Source organism: Streptomyces sp. NBC_01233, assembly GCF_035989305.1.
In the GTDB taxonomy this organism is placed as follows: Bacteria; Actinomycetota; Actinomycetes; order Streptomycetales; family Streptomycetaceae; genus Streptomyces.
In genome coordinates this window covers 7,997,297-8,019,022 of sequence record NZ_CP108514.1, presented here as the reverse complement: position 1 = coordinate 8,019,022, position 21,726 = coordinate 7,997,297, and the positions used below count along the sequence as shown (strand labels likewise).

General features: G+C 68.3%; 24 protein-coding genes and 2 pseudogenes. 18 read left to right on the top strand and 8 right to left on the bottom strand.

Annotation, left to right across the window (positions count from 1 at the left end; genetic code table 11):
• Window positions 1–743: 743 nt before the first annotated feature.
• The gene (locus tag OG332_RS37635; RefSeq protein WP_327417626.1) at window positions 744–1,622 is read right to left on the bottom strand and encodes a GNAT family N-acetyltransferase; all 879 of its coding nucleotides are present in this window, start codon (window positions 1,620–1,622) and stop codon (window positions 744–746) included.
• A 318-nt stretch (window positions 1,623–1,940) separates the two neighbouring features.
• On the opposite strand from OG332_RS37635, the pseudogene OG332_RS37630 reads away from it, so the two are divergent.
• Together OG332_RS37630 and OG332_RS37625 are read left to right on the top strand one after the other, a co-directional pair.
• Window positions 1,941–2,125 (top strand): annotated as a pseudogene (locus tag OG332_RS37630) (XRE family transcriptional regulator); the annotation flags it as partial.
• Window positions 2,112–2,579: an NUDIX hydrolase gene (locus tag OG332_RS37625; protein WP_327417625.1), complete on the top strand. Its 468-nt coding sequence runs from the start codon at window positions 2,112–2,114 to the stop codon at window positions 2,577–2,579. The pseudogene OG332_RS37630 and the gene OG332_RS37625, both read left to right, overlap by 14 nt.
• Here the strand turns inward: OG332_RS37625 and OG332_RS37620 are convergent.
• Window positions 2,567–3,064, bottom strand: a pseudogene (locus OG332_RS37620) (metal-dependent phosphohydrolase). The gene OG332_RS37625 and the pseudogene OG332_RS37620 sit on opposite strands and share 13 nt — an antisense overlap.
• A 407-nt stretch (window positions 3,065–3,471) precedes the next feature.
• Window positions 3,472–3,936 carry an SAM-dependent methyltransferase gene (locus tag OG332_RS37615; RefSeq protein ID WP_327417624.1) on the bottom strand — a complete coding sequence of 155 codons (465 nt, stop codon included), beginning with the start codon at window positions 3,934–3,936 and terminating at the stop codon, window positions 3,472–3,474.
• A 44-nt stretch (window positions 3,937–3,980) separates the two neighbouring features.
• Here OG332_RS37615 and OG332_RS37610 point away from each other — a divergent pair, with 44 nt between their 5' ends.
• Window positions 3,981–4,526, top strand: a complete 546-nt coding sequence (locus OG332_RS37610; protein ID WP_327417623.1) for a GNAT family N-acetyltransferase — start codon at window positions 3,981–3,983, stop codon at window positions 4,524–4,526.
• 16 nt (window positions 4,527–4,542) lie between these two features.
• On the opposite strand, the gene OG332_RS37605 is transcribed toward OG332_RS37610, so the two are convergent.
• Complete coding sequence (locus OG332_RS37605; protein ID WP_327417622.1) at window positions 4,543–5,277, bottom strand: HAD family hydrolase; 735 nt, start codon at window positions 5,275–5,277, stop codon at window positions 4,543–4,545.
• 2 nt (window positions 5,278–5,279) lie between these two features.
• On the bottom strand, window positions 5,280–6,596 hold the full coding sequence (locus tag OG332_RS37600) for a helix-turn-helix transcriptional regulator (protein WP_327417621.1): 1,317 nt from the start codon (window positions 6,594–6,596) through the stop codon (window positions 5,280–5,282).
• Between the two features lie 480 nt (window positions 6,597–7,076).
• Between OG332_RS37600 and OG332_RS37595 the strand changes: the two genes are divergently transcribed.
• The 7 genes from OG332_RS37595 to OG332_RS37565 all read left to right on the top strand — a co-directional run bounded on the left by OG332_RS37595 (window position 7,077) and on the right by OG332_RS37565 (window position 14,329).
• Window positions 7,077–7,271, top strand: coding sequence for a hypothetical protein (locus tag OG332_RS37595; protein WP_327417620.1), 195 nt, complete (start codon window positions 7,077–7,079; stop codon window positions 7,269–7,271).
• Between the two features lie 200 nt (window positions 7,272–7,471).
• The gene (locus OG332_RS37590; protein WP_327417619.1) at window positions 7,472–8,488 is read left to right on the top strand and encodes a hypothetical protein; all 1,017 of its coding nucleotides are present in this window, start codon (window positions 7,472–7,474) and stop codon (window positions 8,486–8,488) included.
• A gap of 79 nt (window positions 8,489–8,567) precedes the next feature.
• A complete protein-coding gene (locus OG332_RS37585; RefSeq protein ID WP_327417618.1) occupies window positions 8,568–10,103 on the top strand; it encodes an amino acid permease in 1,536 nt (511 codons plus the stop codon).
• On the top strand, window positions 10,103–11,548 hold the full coding sequence (locus OG332_RS37580) for a glutamine synthetase family protein (RefSeq protein ID WP_327417617.1): 1,446 nt from the start codon (window positions 10,103–10,105) through the stop codon (window positions 11,546–11,548). Before OG332_RS37585 ends, OG332_RS37580 begins: the two co-directional genes overlap by 1 nt.
• 105 nt (window positions 11,549–11,653) lie before the next feature.
• Complete coding sequence (locus tag OG332_RS37575) at window positions 11,654–12,127, top strand: LuxR C-terminal-related transcriptional regulator (protein WP_327417616.1); 474 nt, start codon at window positions 11,654–11,656, stop codon at window positions 12,125–12,127.
• Window positions 12,128–12,257: 130 nt separating this feature from the next.
• On the top strand, window positions 12,258–13,166 hold the full coding sequence (locus OG332_RS37570; RefSeq protein WP_327417615.1) for an aminoglycoside phosphotransferase family protein: 909 nt from the start codon (window positions 12,258–12,260) through the stop codon (window positions 13,164–13,166).
• A gap of 5 nt (window positions 13,167–13,171) precedes the next feature.
• Window positions 13,172–14,329, top strand: coding sequence for a phosphotransferase enzyme family protein (locus OG332_RS37565; RefSeq protein WP_327417614.1), 1,158 nt, complete (start codon window positions 13,172–13,174; stop codon window positions 14,327–14,329).
• 130 nt (window positions 14,330–14,459) lie between these two features.
• On the opposite strand, the gene OG332_RS37560 is transcribed toward OG332_RS37565, so the two are convergent.
• From OG332_RS37560 to OG332_RS37550, 3 genes are all read right to left on the bottom strand, one after another.
• Complete coding sequence (locus OG332_RS37560; RefSeq protein WP_267757397.1) at window positions 14,460–14,927, bottom strand: hypothetical protein; 468 nt, start codon at window positions 14,925–14,927, stop codon at window positions 14,460–14,462.
• A 309-nt stretch (window positions 14,928–15,236) separates the two neighbouring features.
• On the bottom strand, window positions 15,237–15,668 hold the full coding sequence (locus OG332_RS37555) for a hypothetical protein (RefSeq protein ID WP_327417613.1): 432 nt from the start codon (window positions 15,666–15,668) through the stop codon (window positions 15,237–15,239).
• Window positions 15,665–16,495: an IS5 family transposase gene (locus OG332_RS37550; RefSeq protein ID WP_267757399.1), complete on the bottom strand. Its 831-nt coding sequence runs from the start codon at window positions 16,493–16,495 to the stop codon at window positions 15,665–15,667. The genes OG332_RS37555 and OG332_RS37550 overlap by 4 nt, the downstream gene beginning before the upstream one ends.
• A 31-nt stretch (window positions 16,496–16,526) precedes the next feature.
• Here OG332_RS37550 and OG332_RS37545 point away from each other — a divergent pair, with 31 nt between their 5' ends.
• From OG332_RS37545 to OG332_RS37510, 8 genes are all read left to right on the top strand, one after another.
• The gene (locus OG332_RS37545) at window positions 16,527–16,838 is read left to right on the top strand and encodes a hypothetical protein (RefSeq protein ID WP_327417612.1); all 312 of its coding nucleotides are present in this window, start codon (window positions 16,527–16,529) and stop codon (window positions 16,836–16,838) included.
• Window positions 16,835–17,521, top strand: coding sequence for a 3'-5' exonuclease (locus OG332_RS37540; RefSeq protein WP_327417611.1), 687 nt, complete (start codon window positions 16,835–16,837; stop codon window positions 17,519–17,521). Before OG332_RS37545 ends, OG332_RS37540 begins: the two co-directional genes overlap by 4 nt.
• Window positions 17,522–17,779: 258 nt before the next feature.
• A complete protein-coding gene (locus OG332_RS37535) occupies window positions 17,780–18,613 on the top strand; it encodes an endonuclease/exonuclease/phosphatase family protein (protein WP_327417610.1) in 834 nt (277 codons plus the stop codon).
• Between the two features lie 38 nt (window positions 18,614–18,651).
• Complete coding sequence (locus OG332_RS37530) at window positions 18,652–19,290, top strand: 2'-5' RNA ligase family protein (RefSeq protein ID WP_327417609.1); 639 nt, start codon at window positions 18,652–18,654, stop codon at window positions 19,288–19,290.
• On the top strand, window positions 19,287–19,934 hold the full coding sequence (locus tag OG332_RS37525; protein ID WP_327417608.1) for a 2'-5' RNA ligase family protein: 648 nt from the start codon (window positions 19,287–19,289) through the stop codon (window positions 19,932–19,934). Before OG332_RS37530 ends, OG332_RS37525 begins: the two co-directional genes overlap by 4 nt.
• Before the next feature lie 67 nt (window positions 19,935–20,001).
• Window positions 20,002–20,793, top strand: coding sequence for a tetratricopeptide repeat protein (locus OG332_RS37520; protein WP_327417607.1), 792 nt, complete (start codon window positions 20,002–20,004; stop codon window positions 20,791–20,793).
• Window positions 20,794–20,880: 87 nt separating this feature from the next.
• On the top strand, window positions 20,881–21,279 hold the full coding sequence (locus tag OG332_RS37515; protein WP_327417606.1) for a hypothetical protein: 399 nt from the start codon (window positions 20,881–20,883) through the stop codon (window positions 21,277–21,279).
• Window positions 21,276–21,710, top strand: coding sequence for a hypothetical protein (locus OG332_RS37510; RefSeq protein WP_327417605.1), 435 nt, complete (start codon window positions 21,276–21,278; stop codon window positions 21,708–21,710). Before OG332_RS37515 ends, OG332_RS37510 begins: the two co-directional genes overlap by 4 nt.
• Window positions 21,711–21,726 lie beyond the last annotated feature (16 nt).

The following is a 21,726-nucleotide window of genomic DNA, read 5'->3' as shown; positions in this document are numbered from 1 at the left end:
CCCAGAGGAGCCAGGCGTCTTCGTGATCCCCGACCCCGCGCCCCTGCAGGCTCCAAACGAGAGCCTTCGAAGCGTGTGGCCGTGGGAGGGCGCCGACTCGATGGCCCTAGATACTCGCATCCGCGTCACCGTGCTCCGAAGCGGAATCAAGAGCACCCAACCTGTGCGGCATGCCAGCGGCAGAGGCGGCCTGCAGCACGAGCACATCGAAGCCCTGTTCGCGCTCGTCCATCGCAAGGCCCTCTGCAGCGGACCAAGTCCGACGACCGCGCCGCGCGGGCCCGGGCCTTCGCCCTCCTGCTCCGGCTCGGCGACGAAGAAGCCAGTAACCGGGCCGAGCGAGCCAGCGAACTGCATCCGCCTGCCCCGTCTGCGGATACACCACCTGCAGCCCGGACCACAGAGACCGAACAAGGCATGGGCATCGGCGTCGGCCAGTGCCTGGTCTGCCACTACGAGCGCACCGCCGACGTGGCGGCCGAGGAGGCCGAGAAGCTGATCTACCAGCTCCGGGACCGACGACTAATACGGCTGGGGTCAGGGATAGGAGTCCGGGGCCATGCCGCACAGCCGGTCGGCACACCCGTGTCGAGGGCGGCTGACCATGCACGCCGCCCGCACGCAAGCAAGCACCCTGGCGTTCACGCAACTGAGGAACATCAGTGCCCGGCAGGAGAAGATGTTCTTTCCCCTGAGCAACAGCTGTTTTTGGAACTCGCTGACAAAGCCACTCTGGGAGTTCTTCACCCTGCTGCTGGCTCACTACACGAGAAGTCGTACAGTGCGAAGTCGGCTACCGAGCGGTACCCGATCCGTTGGTAAAGGCCGTTGCTGGTGGGGTTGGCCAGGTCCGCGAAAAGTACGACCTCTGTGGCACCCGCGGCCAGCGCGGCCCGGCTCACTTCGACCGTCGCTGCTCCCGCGTAACCGCGGCCGCGTAGGTGGGCCGGGGTGTAGACAGGGGCCACTCTGACCTGGCCAGCGACCATCGGGGTCACGCCCGCCATAGACACGGGGGTACCGTCCGAGGTCTGCCAGAGCCTGACCCGCCCGTAGGCGATGCGCGCGTCGGCCCAAGAGCTCGCGTCCGAGGAGGCAACTTCGCCAATGGCTTCGACGAACTCGTCGTACCAGAGCATGAGTTGCTCACGGTCCTGCTCGCCCGCGACTCGCCCCTGGCCCTCGGGGAGCGGCTCCGGTGGCCTAAGAGCACCGAGCCTGTACAGACGCTGCCGCTCGTGGAGCAGCGGCGTCGCACCCATGTGCCGCTGCCAAGCCTCGGCGAAGGCAGTGGCAGTGTCGTGGTCCGCGCTGACCCCGGGAAGAGAGTGACCGAGGCTGGCGAGATGAGCGGCGAGGGTCTCGGCCTCCTCGGTGGTGAGCGGGGTGAGGACTAGGCGGCGGGGTGGGGTGCGGAAGAAGGCCGCGCGGACCTCGCCTCCCCGCTCCAGCCAGCCGAAGATGGGGGCCTCGGCACCATACGCGTCCGCCCCATGCTTACGCATGGACTCGGTCACCGTCAGCGGAAGGGTGTGCAGTGCGGGGCGTGACTGTAGGAACTCTCTGGCTTGGTCGAGGAAGCCGTCAAGATCTTCGGTGATGTGCCATTGCCCTGGACGCATACCTCACGATCACTCGTGCTGCCGACATGCGCCTGCGGGATTCCGCTGGTCAGGTGACACGGGCGGGCATCCGCGCCAGAGCCCTTCCCACGAACTCTGGAAGCTCCCGTATCGGGCCACGCAATGAAGATCACGACATCGGGGCCATCCCGCCAGTGCCTCGCCGCACCAGCCGAGCCAGCGAAAGTAGGTCGTTCAGGGCCTAACGGACGTGATCGCATCTATCAGCTGCTGTACGTCTTCCAGGCTCTCCAGAACAACATCGGCCCCCGCTTCCTTGAGTCCTGAGCGGAGGTCTTGGCTGAGGACACGCCAACCGACGACCTGCTGGTCAACCCACACGTCTGGGGCCAGCCCGCCAGCGCCAGTCCCTCCTGCAGCTCAAGAGAGCTGATGGCACAGGGTGGTTCGACAACTACGCTGAATGCTTCGAAGCCGTCTGGGCCGCCGCACGGCCCTGGGCTCCCAACCAGGAGGGAACCGCCGCACGTGGGCAGGACTGAGTACTACAACGACCCCGCCGCACCCAAGGCGAACACCCTCATCCCCGCCAGCAACCTGCTCGTCGTCGACGACAGCGGTGCCATCCTGCTGCAGCGTCGCCGCGACACCGGCCAGTGGGCCTTGCCCGGCGGAGCCCAGGACATCGGCGAGACCGCAGCCCAGTGCGCTGTGCGTGAATGCCTGGAGGAGACCGGCATCGAAGCCGAGATCACCGGCTTCCTCGGGGTCTACACCAACCCCCGCCACATCGTCGCCTACTCCGACGGCGAGATCCGCCAGCAGTACGAGAACACCTACATCGGCCGCCCGGTCAGCGGTGAGCCCACCATCAACGACGAGGCTGACGGCGTCCGCTTCATCCAGCCCGCCGACCTCGACCAGTACGACATCCACGCCAGCATGCGCCAGCAGATCAGTGACTACCTGGCCGGCACCTTCCCCTACCTCGGCTGAGCCACCAGCGCCGCCTCCACTCGCTTCGCTCCACAGCTGCCATAATCTGCTGCGACGCCCGACGGATGAACCGCCCCACAAGGCCGTCGGCCCCGTAACGGCCGACGATCTCCGCCACCCGCTCCCCAGCGGCCGTCCGCTCCCCATGGGGCGTCGTCGTCATGTCGCAGTACACGAGCGCGTCCACCACGAGTGGCTCGTCCAGCAACGGGAACTCAGCCTCCAGCCTCTCCCGGAGCCCACGCTCCTCGGCTTCCAACTGCGCGAAAGAATGGTTCGCCACCAAACGCACCAGCCGCTCATCAGCGCCATGCTCATCTCGAAGGAACCGCGAGCGGATGAAAGCCCGTCGCCACGAGCCGGGGCGCGTACCCCACGTCGTGCAACACCGCCGCAGCAGCCAGAAGGCCCGCGTCCCTTCCAAGAGACCCTCGACTCATCCATGGACTGCTACCTGCCCCGCAGGCTGCCGGACCAGGCCCCACAACATGAGTTCCCTCGTGATCCCCATGCGGCGGCCCATGACCCGAACGCTGCCCGCCCTGCTGCCGCTATCTGGGTGACACCGAAGCAACCAGCATCGCGGCCGCCAGCCTCTCTACTCCGGGCTGGCCTTAGGTCGGTCGTGTAGGGTCCGCGGATTCGTGAGCAGCCACGAGCTCCTGACCTGCGGCGTCGGCGGTCGTGAGCAGTGTTGGCAGCCGGGTCTGGCGGCGGATCACGAGCAATCCGGCCCGGTCGGTGCGGACTTCGCGGTCGGGCACGCCGAAGGAACCTCAGGTCAGGAGACCCATTGCTCATGAATCCGTGGAATTGCCCAGACAGTGCTCATGATCTGCCGACACTGCTCACGAATCCGCGGACCCTGCAAGTCAGGCGACGCCACCTGCCCTCAGTCCCAGTAGTCCGCCAGCATCTCGGCCGGCCAGCTCGGCTCCCGGACCTCTCCCCGCGGTCCCATCTCCTGGAAGTAGGGCGCGACGTCGTAGACGGGTGTGCCGGCGATCGCATCGAGGTCTGCGACGTGAAGGTCCAGGCCATCGACCTTCACGAGGCGGGGGAAGGACTGCGCCAGCTGGTTCGGTCGACGGTGATTGCGGTGGACGAAGGTTCCAGTAGGCGGCCAGTCCGGGTTGTTGCGGGGGCTTCGTGCGTGGAGAGCGACATCGGCCGGGGATGCCTTGTGGAAATGCCACACGACGACCAGATGAGAGAATTCCTTCAGGCCCTTGACTACGTCGGTGGGAAAACCCGGATCCAGTCGGATGATCGCGGGACCGCCCCAGTGATCGTCCGTAGGTTCGGTCCGGCCTCCGACTACGATGCCGATCGGCTTGATCTCCAGCGACTGTGCCATGAGCTTCTCCTCCACAGATCTCAGAAGTGCGCTTGACTACGCGAATGAACATCAACTCGACGGAAGTGAGTCCGTCTGCAACCGTGCAAGTCAGGCGTTTCCGCAGCGATGATTCGGTAGAGCAGCTGACTCTCCTGCTCCATCGCGCCTACGCAGACCACGCCGCTGCCGGGCGGGTCTTCTTCGCCTCCTACCAAAATTCGCAGGACACACAGCACCGCCTGAGCAAAGGCGAGTGCTGGGTCGCGATGAACGGGAACGCACTGGTCGGCACCGTCACCGTGTCAGCCCCTCACATCACTCCGGCTGGATATCCCGCGCCCGCAGGAGGGGGCTCGTTCTGGCAACTGGCTGTCGAGCCATCACAAAGAGGCACTGGGCTCGGACAGCGACTGCTGGCCTTGGCAGAGTCACGTATCGCTGTTCTCGGATCGACACAGGTCGTCATCGATACCTCTTCGCAGGCAACAGACCTCGTCGACTGGTACCGCCGGCGCGGCTACGCGCCGATCGGCACCTGGCGGTGGGACGTCACCAATTACGACAGCATCGTCCTCATGAAGAACCTCCCGACGACAACTTCTTCGTGAACGGCCGGACAGAGCCTTAAGGCTGCCCGCTCGTCGTCGTCAGCGCGGCGATGCCCTCCAGAACCCGTGCCACATCTGCGAGGGAGTCGAGTACGAGGTCGGCGCCGGCCTCGGTAAGTTCGCCGGCCGTGGTCTTGCCAGATGCGATACCGATGACGGGGGCGCCGCCCTCAAGGCCTGTTCGAACATCCTCCAGCGAGTCCCCGATGATCACTGTGTTCGAGTGGGTGAAGACCGTGCCGTACTTGGCCTGGGCGCGCTTCTGGGCGATGGCGACGAGCGCGGGCCGGTGGTGGTCGTCGGAGGCGAATCCGCCGATCTCGGTGTCGAGGAGGCCGTCGAGGTCGAAGGCTGCGAGCTTGAGCACGGCGTTCGGCTTGAGGTTCCCGGTGACGGCGGTCGCAATCAAGCCGGGATGGTCGTGCACCGCGCGCAGCGCGGCGGCGGCTCCCGGCATGAGGACGCCCTGTGTACGCAGGTCCTCTGCATGTGTGGCGAGGTGGACCGGCAGGAGATCCACCATGCGCGGCAGCAGACCGTCGACTTCGGCTTCCGGAACTCCGTTGTCGATCAGGAGCGATCGGATCGCCAGCGGCATGGTGATGCCGGTGCCGCGGGCCGGCAGGTGTTCGGCGGGACGGCCGACGACCGCGGCGAAGGTCTCGCGGTAGACCTGTCGGTCGATGTCTCCGACGTACAGCAGTGTGCGGTCGATGTCCCACAGCACGAGGACCTGCTGGGCCTGGGTCACGTTCAGCTCCTTGCACCTGTCACGAGTGCGGCACGGTCGATCAGCTCCCGAGCGTACGGGCTCCGCCGGACCGGGGCGAGCTCGCCGACCATGCCGTCGATGTGCTCGTTGAGGCGGGCCGATTGGAGCTGTTCGGCAAGGTCGAGCGCCTGGTGTGCCGTGGCGCAGCCTGCTTCGAGCTCGCCCTTCCGGAGGTAGGCGGACGCCGCGCGGGAGAGGAACAGGGCGTTGGTGCGCTGGTCTGCCGGGTTGAGGGCCTTTCGTGCCTCGGTGAAGCTGACGGCGGCGTGGGGCGCATCGTCCAGGTCGAGATAGGCGCTGCCGGACTGGCCGTGGATCTCGCCTTCGTTGATCCAGTACAGCCAGTGGGGGTCGAACTCGGAACGCCCCCGGGCGCAGAGTTCGGCGGCCTCGCCGAGCGCGATGAGTGCTGCCTGCCGTTCGCCGAGCTTGGCGTGCCCGCGTGCCTGCCGGGTCAGCAGCATCGCCTCCAGGGCGGGGGTGCCCAGGGGCCTGATCTTCTCGCGGGCGGCTCGTGCCGCAGTAACCGCGGTACGTGGCTGTCCGGTGGAGTAGCCGTGGATGGCCAGGTAGGACAGGGCGCCGGCGCCCAGGCGGTCGTCGCCGGAGACCTTGGCCGCGCGGAGTGCGGCGAGCAGGTAGCTCTGGGCGTGGTCGTGGCGCCCGGAGTCGAAGGCGAACCAGCCGGTCTGGGTAGCGGTGTCGGCGACGATGGCGGCCAGGCGGCGGCCGATGTCCTCGGTGTATGACGCCTTCTGCAGCAGGCGTTTGAGGAGTTCGAGGTGCGCGTCGCCGAGCTCGGTGAGGGTGCCGCTGCCGGCGCTGGCATCCATGATGCGCAGGTGGTCGGTGGTCGCCTGCAGGTTGTCCAGCAGTTCCGGGGCGAGCTGGCTTCCCTCCGCGGCGCGTTGAAGGGGCTCTGCCTCGGCGGTGCCCCAGTGGTGGACGAAGGCGGTGAGCGCGATGCCGCTCACCGTGAGGAATTGCCGGCGGTCAATCACGTCGCCTCCAACCGCATGGTCCAGTGCCGCCACCATACGGTCCGCGGTCCAGGGCAGGGTTGGGTCGAGATCTCCGGCCGACTGGTCCGCAGGCTGTTGAAGCGGTCTGCCCGCTGACCGTGGGAGCGGGAGCTGGACGAGCTCGGCGGGTGCGCCAATGCCTGCGACGAATTCGATGATCTTGTCGATGTTGGTGAGGCGGCGGCTGCCCGACTCCAGCATGGACAAGAACGCCTGGCTCAGTCCCGTGAGCTGGGCCATGTCCTCCTGGCGCAGCGAGCCTCGCTGCCTGATCAAACGGCTGGCCTTGCCGAAGTCAAGGGCTGCAAAGGCCTGTCGGACATCGACGTCTTGCCACACCCGCTCCGGTACGGCGGGTAACGCGGGGGCGGAAGGGATGCGAGATCGCGCGCAAGCGGAGCAGAGACCGTCCGGGTTGTACTGGCTGAGCCGGCAACCGCAGTCCTCGCACTGTCGCAGCGCCTGCTGGGCCACCTGTACCTCCCCTAACGAAAGTGCGCCGGCCGCCGACGTAGACCGCCGAAAACCGAGATCACCCCAGTGATATCACCGGCGGAATGTGCGCACCGGGCGTTTCCCGGTCAGCCTTGTGCCTCAATCAGCCTCTGCTCAGGGCCGATTGCCACTCGCAGCACGAACGCATCCGGGCCTGTGTACCTCTCGCACCGGTTCGTCGGGAATGGGCTTGGGCTCCGCTACGGGGGACTTGGGCCGGGAACGAGCCGCATCACCGACGGTTCGGAAGGGGACACATCCATGGCGGTCAGCATCTCCGCTGTCGTGCTGCTCGCGGTCCTCGTCATCCTCTTCGTCAAGAAGGGCGGACTGAAAGCCGGGCACGCCGTCGTGTGCGTGCTCCTGGGGTTCTACCTGGCCAGCTCTTCGATGGCCCCCGCGATCTCCGAGGTCGCGACGAACGTCGCGAGCCTGATCAGTGGGATCAAGTTCTAGACCGGGAGCTGGCAGTCCGGTGGCTCTCTCCGGCCGCGCAGCGATTCCTGTCCGACACAAACGTCCCTCTCTCTGCCGAGGAAGCATTCGATGACCGAGAAAAGCATGACGCAGCCCTGTGCCGCGATCGAGAGCACGAGGTTTCAGCTTTCCCGGCCCTCGACTGCGACCGGCGACCGCCCCGGTCGCGGGGCGCACTGATGCGCCCCGTTTACCACCCGGCCGGCACCGATGAAGCCCTCGGTATGGCCATGGTCGAGTTGCAGGCCGGCCGGTGGAGACCGGCGCGTGACTTGCTGGCCTCAACCGGTGGGCAGTGGGGGCTGCGGACGTCGCGTACGCAGGTGCTGGCGGTCACCGCTGCCCACTCCGATGTGATGGGCGTGTGGCTGGCGGAGGAGCCGAACAGTTACGACGCCCAGGTGATGCGTGCCCGCGTGTCGGTGGAGCGAGCCCTGCGCGCCCATCACCAGCAGCACGCAGGCGCTGCGGCATTGGAGGAGGCTGCACGGCAGGCCTCGCTGCTGATGGCGCACCGGGAGCCGCGGGATCCGGTGCCCTGGATCTGTTTGCTCACCCTCGCCCAGATCGATGGACGCCAGGTGCGCCGGGAGCATCGTGAGGTCTCGGCAGAGCCGATGCTGCCGAGCGGGCCGTGGGGGCTGCTGCACGGGATCAACCAGCGCGACCCGTACAACCGGGAGGCGTACCACCGGGTACTGCAGTTCATACTGGCCCGCCCCGTCCCACCGGCGGCCTCACTCGCCGCGGTCTTCGACTTCGGCCGATGGGTGGCCTCGTGGTCGCCGGCGGGTTCCCCGTTGCTGCTGTTGCCGCTGTACGCGCTGGTCGAGCAGTGCCGGCAGCAGTCCCTCCAGCACCGCGCCGATCCGCTGTGGCGTCGGCAGTGGGCGCAGGAGCCGACGATCACATACACGGTCAAGGCGTTCCACCACTGGTTCAAGCAGCCGGATACCGCGCCGCGCTCGGTGACAGACCTGCACCACCTGGCGTACGCCTTGTGGGCAGGCCACCGGTTCGTGGAGGCCGCCGAGGTGTTCACAGCCGTGGGCACCTACGCCTCGCGGGAGCCGTGGGCGTCCGTCCATGAGGACCCGAACTATCCCGACGGCGGCGAGGTTCTGCTGCTAAGGGCCCGTCGGGAGTCGCTGTCCTTCGCACGCACCCACGCGCCTCGCGCCGGACCGGTGCGCTGACCGTCGCGCACAGCAAAACGCGGCTTGGCATGCACCTGACTTTTCACACTCGTTCCACCCATTCCATGGAGGATGTCCAGTGTTACGAACACGCCCGACTCGCCCCGCGCCGGGAGCCCAGGCAGATGATGCGTTCCTTCGGGAACTGGGCTACGAGCCGGTGCTGGCCCGCCGCATGGGACCGTTCGGCAACTTCGCCATCAGCTTCTCGGTGATCTCCGTGCTGAGCGGCTGCATGACCCTGTACGGCTTCGGGCTCGCGACCGGGGGCCCCGCCGTGATGCTGTGGGGCTGGGTCGGCGTCGGCGCCATGGTGATGCTCGTGGGAGCCGGCCTCGCTGAGGTCACCTCCGCGTACCCCACCTCGGGAGCCCTCTACTACCAGGCCGAGCAGCTCGGCGGCCGCAAGTGGGGCTGGTACACCGGCTGGCTCAACCTGCTGGGCCTGCTCGGTGCGATCGCCGGCATCGACTACGGTGCCGCGCTGTTCACCGGCGCCTTCCTGAACCTGCAGTTCGGGTTCGTCCCGACGCCGGGCAAGATCATGGCGATCTACTTCTGCATCCTCGCACTGCACGCCACCCTCAACCTCTTCGGTGTCCGGCTGGTGAGCATCTTGAACTCGATCAGCGTGTGGTGGCACCTGGGCGGGGTCGCCGTGATCGTCGGCGCGCTGGCGATCGTGCCGTCGCACCACCAGTCGCCGTCCTTCGTCTTCGGGGAGTTCGTCAACAACACCGGCTGGTCCGGTTCGCTGTACGTGGTGCTGATCGGGCTGTTGCTCGCCCAGTACACCTTCAGCGGGTACGACGCCTCCGCGCACCTGTCGGAGGAGACCACCAACGCCCAGATCTCTGCCTCCCGCGGAATCATGCGGGCGATCGGCTGGTCGTGGCTCGCGGGGTTCGTGCTGCTGGCCGGACTGACCTTCGCCATCCAGGACTACGCCGCCACCCAGGCCAGCGCCACCGGGGTGCCGCCGGCGCAGATCTTCCTCGACGCCCTTGGCGTCGCCGGCGCGAAGGCCCTGCTGCTGGTGGTGATCGTCGCGCAGCTGTTCTGCGGCAACGCCGAGACGGCCGCCGCCAGCCGTATGGTGTTCGCCTTCTCCCGGGACGGCGCCCTTCCCGGATCGCGGCTGTGGCGTCACGTCGACGCCCGTACCGGCACCCCGACCCGCGCGGTGTGGCTGTCGGTCGCGGTGGCCGCGGTCCTGGCGCTGCCATCGCTGTACAGCCCGACCGCGTACGCCGCCGTCACCGCGATCAACGTCATCGGGATCACTCCCGCCTACGCCATCCCGATCTATCTGCGGATCCGCAACCGCCACCGCTTCCAGCCCGGCCCCTGGAACCTGGGCCGGTGGGGTGTGCCCGTCGGCATAGTCGCCGTGGCCTGGGTGGTCTTCGTGACCGTGCTGTTCTGCCTCCCCCAGTCCCGGCCCGAGTCCGGTCTCGTCTCCGTGACCACGTTCAACTACGCACCCATCGCCCTGCTGGTCGTCCTCGCCCTGGCCACCGTGTGGTGGCGTGTTGCGGGACGGGACTACAAGGTGCCGACCGCGGCAGCCGACGCGGGCTCGGGCATGGCCAGGATCCAGGAAGAGGTCGTGTGATGACCGCTCTGTCCACCCAGACCGGAGCCACGCCGCGCCCGAGCAGCCCGTCGCAGCGTGATGCCGATACTGCCTCGACCGCCCTGTGGCGGCCGGCGCGGGCGTTCAGCGTCGACGAGCTGCGCAAGGCCGTCGCAGCTGGCGTGATCGACACCGTCCTCCTGGCCGTGCCGGACCTGCAGGGCCGCCTGAAGGGCAAACGGTACGGGGCGCGGCACTTCCTCGACCGGGTACTCGACGGCGGTGCGGAGATGTGCGCCTACCTCCTGGCCACCGACGTCGACATGACGCCCGCCGACGGATTCGCCCTCACCTCCTGGGCGAGCGGGTACGAGGACATGACGGTCGTGCCGGACCCCTCGACGTTGCGAATCCTGCCGTGGATGCCGCGCACCGCGCTCGTCCTCGGCAACGCGATCGGCCTGGGTGAGGAGCCCATCGAGGTTGCGCCGCGCGAGATTCTGCGTCACCAGCTGACCCGGCTGGCCGCCCACGGGCTGCACGCCCAGGCCGGCCTGGAGACCGAGTTCTTGCTCTACCGCGGTACCTACACCCCGACCGCCGGCATCGGCCCGGGCGGACTCATGCCGGTGACCGAGGAGAACCTGGACTACGCCCTCGACCACGCGCCGGACACCGACCGGCTCTTCCGGCGGCTCCAGGGCTCACTGTCCAAGGCGGGCATGCCCGTCGAGGCGATCAAGACCGAGGGCGCCCCGGGCCAGGTGGAGGTCACCTTCCCCTACGGCGCCGCGCTGCCCGCATGCGACAACCACCTCGTCTTCAAGCACGCCGTGCGCACCCTCGCAGGACGGTCCGCCATGACGGCCACGTTTATGGCCTCGCCCCAGACCGGCATCGCCAGCGGACTCCACCTGCACGTCTCCCTCACCCGCAGCGGCAATGCCATGCTCTCCGATGCGGCCGGACGGCTGTCCGAGCCCGGCGAGCAGGCAATCGCCGGGCTGCTGACGGCGCTGCCGGGGCTCGCTCCGCTGTACGCGCCGAACGTCAATTCCTATAAGCGGTACGTGCCCGGCTCCTTCGCCCCCACTCGCATGACGTGGGGGTGGGACAACCGCACGTGCGCCGTGCGGCTCACCGGCCACGGCTCGGGCCTGCACCTGGAGATCCGCGTGCCGGGGGCGGACGCGAACCCGTACCTGGCTCTCTCCGCCGCGCTCGCTTCGATCATCCACGGCATCGAGCGGCAGCTCACCCCGCCGGCACCCTGCACGGCCAACGCCTACGAGGCCACCGACGCGGCTCTCCTGCCCCTCACCCTCGATCAGGCGCGCTCCGCGTTCCGGCACAGCCCCATCGCCCAGGAGGCGTTCGGGAAAGAGGTGGTCGAGCACTACGCCCACCTCGCGCAGCTCGAACTCGACCACCACCGCGGCATCGTCACCGACGCAGAACAGGCCCGCTGGTTCACCCGCGCCTGATCTCCGCCGCACCAAGACCAGACTCCGGCCGGGAGAGTTCCCCCCTCGGCCGGGGTCTGCCCAACCTGCACCACCACACCGCCGCCGCAACGTAAGGACCCGCTCATGCCCACACGGCCCGCCACGGCCGCCTCACATCCGACCCCGGCGCAAGTGAAGATCGCTGGAACCCTCGCCCAGGGCATGAGCACCGCCAAGGCGGCTGCCGAACTCGGCCTGTCCGAAGGCACCGTCGCGATCCAGATGTCGCACGGGAACCGGCGGGCCGGAGTACGCCACCGTCATGCCCTGGTCCACGCGTGCTACGTCACCGAGCAGCTGCCCCGGCCGGAGCCGACAGCACCACCGCCCGGCGGCGTCGACGACATCGAGACCAAGATCCTCTGGTCGCTCGCCCTGGACGGCACGTACGCCGAGATCGCAGAGCACTGCGGCCTCTCCCACACCGGGATGAAGAAACGGATCCGAGCGCTGCGGGCGCGCTGGGGCGCCGAGCACGACCCGCATCTGATCACCCTCGGCTGGATGTTCGGCGTAATCGACGCCTCCCACGGAACCGGCGGCCACCAGGTCACATAACTGCTGACCGGCCACGTTGTCAGTGGCCCTTGGCAAGCTACTCCCCCACACAGCAAGACAACACTGCGCACCCATCCCATCACGTTATGTGATCATCCTGGGTGGGCGGCCTATCGAAGGGCGCATCGGCATGACCGACATCCCCGCGAGGATCGAAGACCTGATCACCACGGTGGCCGGCACCTTCGAGCTCGTCGCCGAGCATTCATGGCCGGGCCCCGACCGCCCCCGAGTCTGGGAAGTACGCGGCAGTGACGGCCAGCGGCGGTTCGTGAAGAGGCATGCCGGCCCGAAGGGCCACCGCCGCGAGGTTGAGGCCTACCAGCGGTGGACCCACTGGCTCGGTGCTGGGCGCGCTCCCACGCTGGTCGCGGCCGACACCGATGCGCTAGCCATCGTGATCACGCCGGTCGCCGGACGCAGCGTCCGCAGCCACCCTCTGGACGGCAAGGAGGAGCTGGAGGCATACCAGCAGGCCGGCTACTTGCTAGCGCTGCTCCACTCCGCTCCAACCGGCACAGCCTCGCACTCGGCCGAGGGCGAGGGCGAGGACGAGTGGTCGGCGGCCGTGGAGAAGATGCTCAACCACGCCGCGCTGTACCTGCCGGCCGATGTCGGCGTGATGCTGCGCGACCTCACCCGGGAGCGCCCCGGCGAGCTGCCTGCGCACGTGTCCCACGCCGACTACCAGCCCAGGAACTGGCTGTGGGACAGCACCACCCGAACCTTGCGACTGATCGACTTCGAGCGGACCTGCGTCGAACCCTCCGTGAAGCGCGATCTCCCCCGCCTCGAACTGCGCATCCTCGCCTCCCGTCCCAATGTCCGCGCCGCCTTCTATGACGGCTTCGGGCGCGACCTCACTCCGGCCGAACAGCACGCATGTATGGCCTACGGCGCCCAGGACGCCGTGAGCGCCCTGCAGTGGGGTCTGGAACACCGGGACGTGGAAACCGTCGACGCGGCCCACACCATGCTCGAAAACCTCCGGGCCCACTACAACCACGGCCGCATGTACTCCTCGTCCAGGGGGCGGTGACTGTCATGGAGGAGATGAACTGGGAGGACGAGATGACAGCCGAGGTGCTGGCCGACCGGTACGGCATCGAGGCCGAGTCCGTCGAGCAAGTGCCGATGGGCACCGACACCGTCAACTGGCGCGTGGTGACATCCAGCGGCCAGCGGCTCTACGCCAAGGAGTACCCGGCGACGGCCGATCTGGAAGCGGCCCGCGCGGCATGGGATATGTCGGAGTTCTGCCGGGCCGCGCGGCTGCCGGTACCGCGGGTATGGCCAGACCGGGCAGGCAACCTGCTCAGCCTGACCGACGGCAGGCCATGGGCATTGGTCGACGAGGCACCCGGGTCGGTCGCCACCTCCGCGATGACGGTGGCCCGCGCGGAGCACGTCGGCATGGTTCTGGGACGGATGCATCGGGTCCTGGCCGCCTACCCTCTCCCCCGGCTCCGCCAGCACGCGCGGTGGCGTACCGGGTCCATCCAGGGCGCACTGGCTAGGTGCGACACGGTCCTGGACGCGGCCCGCGACCAGCAGCGCGAGAATCTCGGAGCGCTACGCAGTCAGATCGCCCAGCGACGCGAGGACCTGCACGCCCATGCCAACCGGCTGAGGGCCGCTCTGCCTGAGGAGCTGGTCGAGCAGGCTCTGCACGGGGACTTCACCCGCACCAATCAGCTGGTCCTGGGCGATGCCGTAACCGCCGTCATCGACTTCCGCGCGGCCAGAGCACTGCCGGCCTGGGAGCTCGGGCGTGCCTCATGCGACCCACGCACCATTGCCAGCTCCGAGCCATGGGCTGACTGCATCCTGGCGATGGTCGCCGCCTACCGTTCTGAGAGGGCGATATGTGACTTGATGTTCGTTTCTATGTCGCCTGATCGTGTGACTGTGGGGGCTCCCGGCCGATCGACGAGTACGCCTCTCAGGCCGACGCGGCTGGGCGTCTACGTGCGCGCCACCCTGAGCGGCGCCAAGGTCGCCGGTATCGGCAGCCCCCCGCCGCCGGGTGGACCACCTACTTCGCCGTGGACAGCGCCGACGAGGTGTCACAGCGCGTCCACGAGTGCGGCGGCACCGTCGACCTGCTGGTTGACGGCGAACCGGTGGCGGGCATCCGCTGCGGCATGGCACCGGGGTGGCCGCACTGGCAGGTGCACTTCGCCGTCACCGACGCCGACCTGACCGTACGCCAGGCCGTCGGGCAAGTCCTTGACGGCTGGAGGAGACCCCGTACGGCCGGGCGGCCCGGCTCGCCGATCCTTGGGGCGGGCGGTTCTCCGTCATCGAGGTGGGCTGACGCAGGCGCGGCCGCTCACAGCCTTGACACGATCGCGCGGGCCAGCGTTTCGAGGTGGTCGCGGATCTGACTGGAGTGCTGGTCGGGGATTCCCGGGGCAAGGGGATCAAAGGCGTAGTTGACGGCGAAGTTGACCGAGCCCTTGCGCACGTACAGATGGCCACCGATCGAGGCTTCGTCGTACAGAGCCACGTCGCCCACTCCGGCCACCGGTAGAGTGCCGGGCTTGGTGTGCTGGCTGACCTCGAAGGGCAGCAGGGCGATGAAGACGATGCGGCCCTTGGCAGCGGCGTTCACGTAGGTGCACTGCGTGCGGCCGGGCAGGACGCTGTCATCCCGCCTTCCCTTTGCCGGTTGGCCGAGGACCGCCCCGACCTCCTCCTCGGTCGCCAAAGCGCAGACGTCCAGCGCCGGTTTCGTGGGTGCGGCGTGCGCGGAGTCGCCGGAGCTGGTTGCGCAGCCACTCAGTGCGAACAGGATCACCAGGCCCAGAACTCCCGGTAAGAAGCTGAACCGTGCCGGCCTTCGGGAACGCGTCATGTCCCGTCCCCTCTCGTCGAGTCGGTCGTCGGGGCGTCGTCGGCCCGAGGCGCACCGGGCGCAGCAGACCGTTGCAGACGTCCATGTGGCGAAGCGTCATCTTCTGGTGGCGGCCAGCCTAGTGCGGCCTTAATGAAGATTTCTATGATTTACGGTTCATTCCAGCTGCCCGTAACGGCGCACACGAGTCGGTCAGCGCACCCACCGGCCTCAGCCCCGCTGGCCCTCGAAGGGGAGGGGACGTCCGGGCAGTTACGGTCGCGGCCTGGTGAACAGTCCTGGCTCGGTCTCGGCCAGGATTCCACGCCCGGTTAGGCGCTTCAGTTTGATGCGGACGTTGTTGATGTTGTTCGGCAGGAGATCCAGATCCATTACCTCGCACACGTTCCTCGCCCGTAGTGGGGTGCTGGCTTCGGCGAACACGGCCATGATCTGCTGGTACGCGGGGCCGTCCGGCAGGGCCGGAGTCGGTGTGGCCGGTGCCGGAGCCGTTTCGTCGGGCAGCTCCAGGAGCGTCTTGCGGGTGATCGTGATGTGTTCGGCGGCCTGGGCGAGTCCGTTCAGCAGCGCGGTCAGTTGCGCGATCTGCTCGTGAGCGGCCTCCGCTTCCACGGCGATCTGCCGCTCGCGGACCTCCAGGCGGGCCAGCAGGGCGCCGAGGGTCTGCTGCGGGTCGCCGCTCACGCGCCGCGCCAGGACGGGGCGGAGGTGCTCGTCAGCCGACGGGCCATTACGTCGCTTATCGCCCAGTACACCCGTGACTCGGCCGAGACCGGGCGGTGCTCGTAGTCGCGGACCAGCCTGCGGTGCAGCATCAAGATCCCGTTGGTCTGCTCGACTCTCCAGCGGATCGGTTGCGGGACGAAGCTGCGGTTGGCCGGGTTGCGCTCGACGATCTCCACCGCGATGCTCAAGCTGGCGCCGTGGTCGACCACGCTCTTCTTGAACCCCTGGTCCACCAGGGCCTTCGTCACCGTGGAGGTCCCTGCTGCGACCTTGTCCAGCAACGCGGTGCCGAAGACGTTGTCGTGCACGGAAGCGGCCAGCACCACCACGGCGATCACCAGGCCCAGCACATCGACGGCGAGCCCCCGCTTGCGGCCCGGTACCTTCTTGGCGGCGTCCCATCCGGTCGTGGCCGCGGGTACCCCGGCGGCGGCATGCAGGCTCTGGGTGTCGAGCACCACCAAGCTCGGGTCGGCTAATCGTCCCCGGCTCTCACGCACCTGCCAGCGCAGCAGATCGTGGATGACCTTGTCGGTACCGTCGTCGCGCCATTTGTAGAAGTAGTACTTCACCGCGCCGGGCGGCGGCAGGTCGTGGGGCAGGTAGTCCCATTGGCAGCCGGTCCGGGACTGGTAAAGGAGCGCGTTGACGATCTCCCGCATCTCGTAGCTGCCCTGGTGACCACTGACGGAGGGATGCTTCGCCTTCCACGCAGTGGGTACCGGCTCGATCAGCGCCCAGCGTTCGTCGGATAAGTCGCTCTTGTAGGGCTTGCGGTCGCTCACCACACCACTCCAACACGACCAAGCCCGTCGATTGGCCGGGATTCCCCGCAGTCACACGATCAAGCGACGACCGAACCGGACATCAGCTTACGTACCGCCCTCTGAGAACCCGACCCTGCCCGTTGCCGACGTACTCGCCTGCGCGCGGATCGCCGTGCTGTACATGCTTTTCAGCTTCTACGGCGCCACCACCGCCGAGTACGACCTGCCCGACGAGGCGGAGGCAGACCTTCAACGGCACTGGTCGGAGCGGCAGACCAGCATCCGGCGTCTGATCGAGAGCCTCGCGGATCTCGAAGACGCGCTGGCAACCGAAACGGCACGCCCTGGGGGCCTGTCGTGACGGCAGCGGCTTCCCCGCCGGAGGGTGGGCGTCTCGCGGACGACCCGCTGTTCCAGGACACCGACTTCGTGGTGCTCGACTTCGAGGGCACCACCCCGAGAGGTGCCCCACCCGAGCCGATCGAAGTCGCCGCGCTGGGCCTCAAGCACGAGCGCGGCCGGGGCCCGGTGCGTACCGGCTTCTCGTTCACCTCGTTCATCCGCCCTCCGGCACATGCGCCGATCACACCCTTGGGCATCGCGCAGACCGGCATCACCATGCGAGACGTCGCCGAGGCGCCGCCCGCAGCCACGGTGCTTCATGCCCTGGACGAGGCGCTGCCCGAGCTGCCCCTGCTTCTGGTCGCGCATCATGCACCGACGGAAGGGTCCATCCTCTACAACTATCGCGAGGCGTGCCCGCGGCTGGCCCAGACGCGGATCGTCGACACCCTGCTGCTCGCCAAGCACGTCGTGCCGGGCCTTGACTCCTACTCCCTCGACGCGCTGCTGGCCCACTTCGCGATCCCGCAGCCGGCCCACCGGCACCGGGCGATGGATGACGTCACCGTGACCGCGGTGCTCCTGCGCACGCTGCTGACCGAGGCCGCGGTCGGCCAAAAGATCACCAGCGTCGCGCACCTCGTACGTGTCGCGAGCCGGCCCCCGAGAGCAACTCAGCCCACCCAGCTCGAACTGTCCTGACCGGCGGACGCCCCTCCAGGAGATCTCCTGCACGACGTTCCCGGACCCCCGCTGAAACCCACGACCACGGACCCCACCCGGAACCGGAGCCGCCTATAGCTGGGAAACCCAGCCCCGGGCGCAACAGAAGTCTCGAAGTCCGAGCAGCTGCTCTTCGGCGGGCCGCTGCGGTACGCCGCCGCAACCCGCCCTCGATGACCAAGGCTGACCCTCTACGGATATCGCCACCGCCGACACGACCTGCCAGGAGAGCACCGGATGCTGTTCACCGTCCTAATTCAGAACACCTGCGAGGGCGGCCACGACCGCTGGCCGCTCCTCGCCGAGCGCATATCGGCGGCGCGACCCGACATCGCGCTGCTGCAGGAGCTGAAGGGCTGGAGCGAGACCGGCCACCGCCAGACCGTACGAGCCGAGCGGGATCTCGACATGGACGCGCTACTCGCCCCCTCCCGAAGCGGACTGGGCACCGGCGTCCTCTACCGCCGCGCGACCCTGGGCCGACGTGTCTACTGGAACACCGACTACGCGGCCGATGAAACCCACCACGGCATGGGCACCGCCGGCTTCGACATCCCCGGCCTGCCGGATCCGCTGGCCGTCACCTCCGTTCACTTCACGCCCTACTCCGCGGACAAGGCGATCACCGAGGCCGACTTCGCCGCCTCCCGGAGCTACAAACTCGGCCCGTACGCCCTCCTGGGCGGAGACATCAACTATCAGCCGCAGGACGGGCCGCAGCCCAACTACGCACAGATGCGCCCGTACAACCTCGGCTCCCGCACCCTGCTCACCGACCCCGAACACCAGGCAGACCCGCAGCCGGACCGGCGGGTGGCGTGGAAGCTGCACGCGAACGGGTTTCGTGACGCGGCCTGGGAGCTGTACCAGCGAACCAAGGACGAGACGCTGCTACGCCCCACGGGCACGGTTGACCGGATCGACCAGATCTGGGTGAGCGCCCCACTGGTCCCCGCCCTCATCTCCTACCGTCTGCTCGACGCACCGTCGGGCGCGAGTGATCACCACGGCGTGGCGATCACCCTCGACACCGATCTGATCAACACCGACCGTCCCTGGACGTACCGCTGAACTCTGGCCCACCGCCGCCGAGGCAAGGAGAAACATCTGTGCGTGACTTCTGGGAGACCCACCACTGGCCGGACGGTGAGCACCGCGCCCACTGGCACCTGACCTTCGAAGGGCAGGACGACGTCCACCGCCTCGTACGCGACCACCGGCCACTGCTCGACGAGTATCCGCAGCTGACGCCCGTGCCGGTCGAATGGCTGCACGCCACCCTCCAGTCCATCGGCCCCGTCACACCCGAGCAGGCCCTGGCGCTCACCGACGCCGCGCATGCCGCTCTCAGGGGGATGGCAGCAGCCTTCGATATCGAGGTCGGGCCCGCCCAGGCCATCCACAACGGCCTCGTCGCCTCCCTCTACCCCGAGGAAGCACTCTCCGACCTGTACTGGGCGCTGCGCGACGCCACCGAGGGCGTCCTCGGCGCCCTCGGGTCCCGGCCCCAGCGGCCGTGGCCTCATGTATCGCTCGCGTACTCGAACTGCCGGTGGCAGGACGAGGACTTCCGCAGAACCCTGGTCAAGGACGTGAGACCCAAGCGTGCCCGGATGACCGTCGCGCAGGTATCGCTCGTGGACCAGCACCAGGACTGGCGCAGCCGGTACTCCTGGACGACGATCGCGACGATCCCGCTCGGCACGGCGTCCGACCGCGGCGCCGGCGACAGCGGAGGGGGCCGGTGAAGCGGTTCACGCCCTCGTTCCAGGGGCGGCCTTGGAGCGGCGACCGGGTGCTGCATGTGTACGCACTGCCCGACCAGGACACCGACGCTGCGCTCCTCGCCCTCGCGGACGCCTGCCACGCGGCGATGACCCCGTACCCGATCCGCGCACTCGATCACGGCCAGCTCCACGTTACCGTCGAGATGGTCACGGATGCCGCCGCCGACGCGATCGGCGAATCCGAGCGATGGGTGCTCGTCGAAGCCCTGCGCGAGAAGCTGGCCGCGGCCGAACCGATCCACACCGAGATCGGCCACCCGTACAGCAACCGCGCCGGAGCCCTGTTCGACGTCTGGCCCGACCAGGACCTGCTCAACGTGCGGGCACTGGTCCGTGACGCTGTACGGGAAGTACGCGGAGACGGCGCCGTTCTCCATGACGGCGGCCGACCCCACGTGGCGCTCGGGTACAGCTGGGACACCGCCGACTCCGACCCCCTCAACAGCACCCTGCGCGCCATCACCCCGCGGCGGGTCCCGATCACCATCTCCCGCCTGCACCTGCTCGACGTGACGTTCACCCAACAGCCCCTCGCCGACGGCCACAGCTCCTGGGACATCTCCTGGACACCGATCGCCGTGCTCCCCCTCGGCCGCGGGAACTGAAACCTCACCGGCAAACAGCCCGAACCCCACAACCCGCACAAAAAACACTCACGAAGGAGCACCGCAGATGACGCTCACACCGCCTCTGGAGGAGATCCTGGTGCAGGCCGAACAAGCCCGACACCAGGGCCGGCTCAGCGAATCAGAGCGGTTATACGACAGCGTGGTCACCGCGCTCGCCGCGGTCCCGGACACCGACGAAGACGTCTGCCGGGTGCTGCACGGCTTCGCGCTGACGCTGTACGGCCTCGAACGGTACGCCGAGGGCGAGTACCACCTGCGCAGGGCTCTGACGGGCCGGGGCAAGGCACTCGGCCCGAGCGCGCCGGAGACCATCGACACTCTGGCTCGCCTAGCCGAGGCCATCGGCGAGCAGGGCCGCTGGATCGAGGCGCACGCCCTGGCCCGCGAGGCATTCCGCCTCGGCCAGAGCGCGCTCGGAGTCGGCCACGACGTCACCCGCGGGGCCCTGCTGGCGAGCGCCTGGGTGACAGTGTCCTCCGGCACCCCGCACGCGGACACTCTGGCCCGTGCCGTCGTCATGGCCCTGGACGGCTCCACCCACGCCGCCTCCGCCCGCAACCTCCTCGTCGTCGCCCTCCGCAAGAGCGGCCAGTACGAGGAAGCCGAGCGACTGGCCCGCGAGACGCTCGTCATGCGCGAGGAGCAGCTGGGCCCTGATCATCCGCACACCCTGCTCCTGCGGTCCGATCTCGCGCTCACCCTGCACGCCGCCGGCCGCACGACCGAGGCCCTGACCTTGGCGGAGGAGAACCTGGCTGCCGGCGAGCGAGCCCTGGGGCTACACGCCCCCTGCACCGCGCGGCTACGCAAGGCCCACGAGACGATCGCCGCCTGAGCCTCCGCCCGCCTTCGGTCATCGCCGGTGTCGGCCGAACTGATCGAACTCGAAGCCTGCGCGCCAGTCCGGTGGCAGACTCCCCCTATGGCCACCATCGACATAACGGGACTCGAACCTGCCGCCGTTGTTGCCGCCCTGTACAACCACGCACGGCCCGTCGGGCTGGGTGTGGAGGCCGATGGCAGTGATAGGCAGCTGGATGTCGACGAGGCGCGGCGGCTGCTCGATGAGGTGCCGACGATCTCTGTGCGGCAGGCGCCGCCCTCGGACCTGCCGTATGCCGACATCTTCGGCAACCTATTCATCAATTACCTTCGAGGCCGCCCGCTGTACGTCTCGATCACCGGCTCCGAACTGGACACCGGCGGCTACGACCGGGATCACGGCGACGGCGCTGGCGAGCGCATCGTGGAAGACCTGAAGCAGACCCGTGAAGCAACGACTTCGGCGGACTTGGACGCGGCTACGGGAGCAGAAGCATGAGGACCGGCACCCTGGCCCTCAGCCATCAAGTGGTCGTCGCCGCTTATCATTCCCTGCCCATACTCCCCACCTGGCACCCCTGCAACAAGCATCACGGGCACGACTTTCGGATCACCCTGGAATTGACCGCACCGGCCGGCCTCGTCACCGATGACGGAGCCGACCAGCTGCGAGTGGCCGCCGCCGAACTCGCCAGACCCGGCGGGCCGCTTCACACGGAAGAGCTGGGGTACCTGGACGGCGGGGAGTTCGATCCTCGCGCAGACAGCCAGTGGCTCGCGGCGTGGGTACACCGCTGGGTGACCGCGCGCCTACCGGACGCCCTGAGTACCTACCTGGTAATCCAAGTCCAGGCTCCCGCAGTTGACCGCATCCCCGTGGTCCACCGGGGCAGCGAAGACCCGGTGGACAACAACGGGCAGCCGGTCTGAAACACCCCCAGGCAAG

Excerpts from the sequence above, each read along its gene's own strand:
- OG332_RS37610 (WP_327417623.1), top strand. The coding sequence starts at position 3,981 with ATGAACATCAACTCGACGGAAGTGAGTCCGTCTGCAACCGTGCAAGTC.
- OG332_RS37590 (WP_327417619.1), top strand. The coding sequence starts at position 7,472 with ATGCGCCCCGTTTACCACCCGGCCGGCACCGATGAAGCCCTCGGTATG.
- OG332_RS37535 (WP_327417610.1), top strand. The coding sequence starts at position 17,780 with ATGCTGTTCACCGTCCTAATTCAGAACACCTGCGAGGGCGGCCACGAC.
- OG332_RS37635 (WP_327417626.1), bottom strand. The coding sequence starts at position 1,622 with ATGCGTCCAGGGCAATGGCACATCACCGAAGATCTTGACGGCTTCCTC.
- OG332_RS37570 (WP_327417615.1), top strand. The coding sequence starts at position 12,258 with ATGACCGACATCCCCGCGAGGATCGAAGACCTGATCACCACGGTGGCC.
- OG332_RS37580 (WP_327417617.1), top strand. The coding sequence starts at position 10,103 with ATGACCGCTCTGTCCACCCAGACCGGAGCCACGCCGCGCCCGAGCAGC.
- OG332_RS37515 (WP_327417606.1), top strand. The coding sequence starts at position 20,881 with ATGGCCACCATCGACATAACGGGACTCGAACCTGCCGCCGTTGTTGCC.
- OG332_RS37520 (WP_327417607.1), top strand. The coding sequence starts at position 20,002 with ATGACGCTCACACCGCCTCTGGAGGAGATCCTGGTGCAGGCCGAACAA.
- OG332_RS37565 (WP_327417614.1), top strand. The coding sequence starts at position 13,172 with ATGGAGGAGATGAACTGGGAGGACGAGATGACAGCCGAGGTGCTGGCC.
- OG332_RS37510 (WP_327417605.1), top strand. The coding sequence starts at position 21,276 with ATGAGGACCGGCACCCTGGCCCTCAGCCATCAAGTGGTCGTCGCCGCT.
- OG332_RS37595 (WP_327417620.1), top strand. The coding sequence starts at position 7,077 with ATGGCGGTCAGCATCTCCGCTGTCGTGCTGCTCGCGGTCCTCGTCATC.
- OG332_RS37615 (WP_327417624.1), bottom strand. The coding sequence starts at position 3,936 with ATGGCACAGTCGCTGGAGATCAAGCCGATCGGCATCGTAGTCGGAGGC.
- OG332_RS37575 (WP_327417616.1), top strand. The coding sequence starts at position 11,654 with ATGCCCACACGGCCCGCCACGGCCGCCTCACATCCGACCCCGGCGCAA.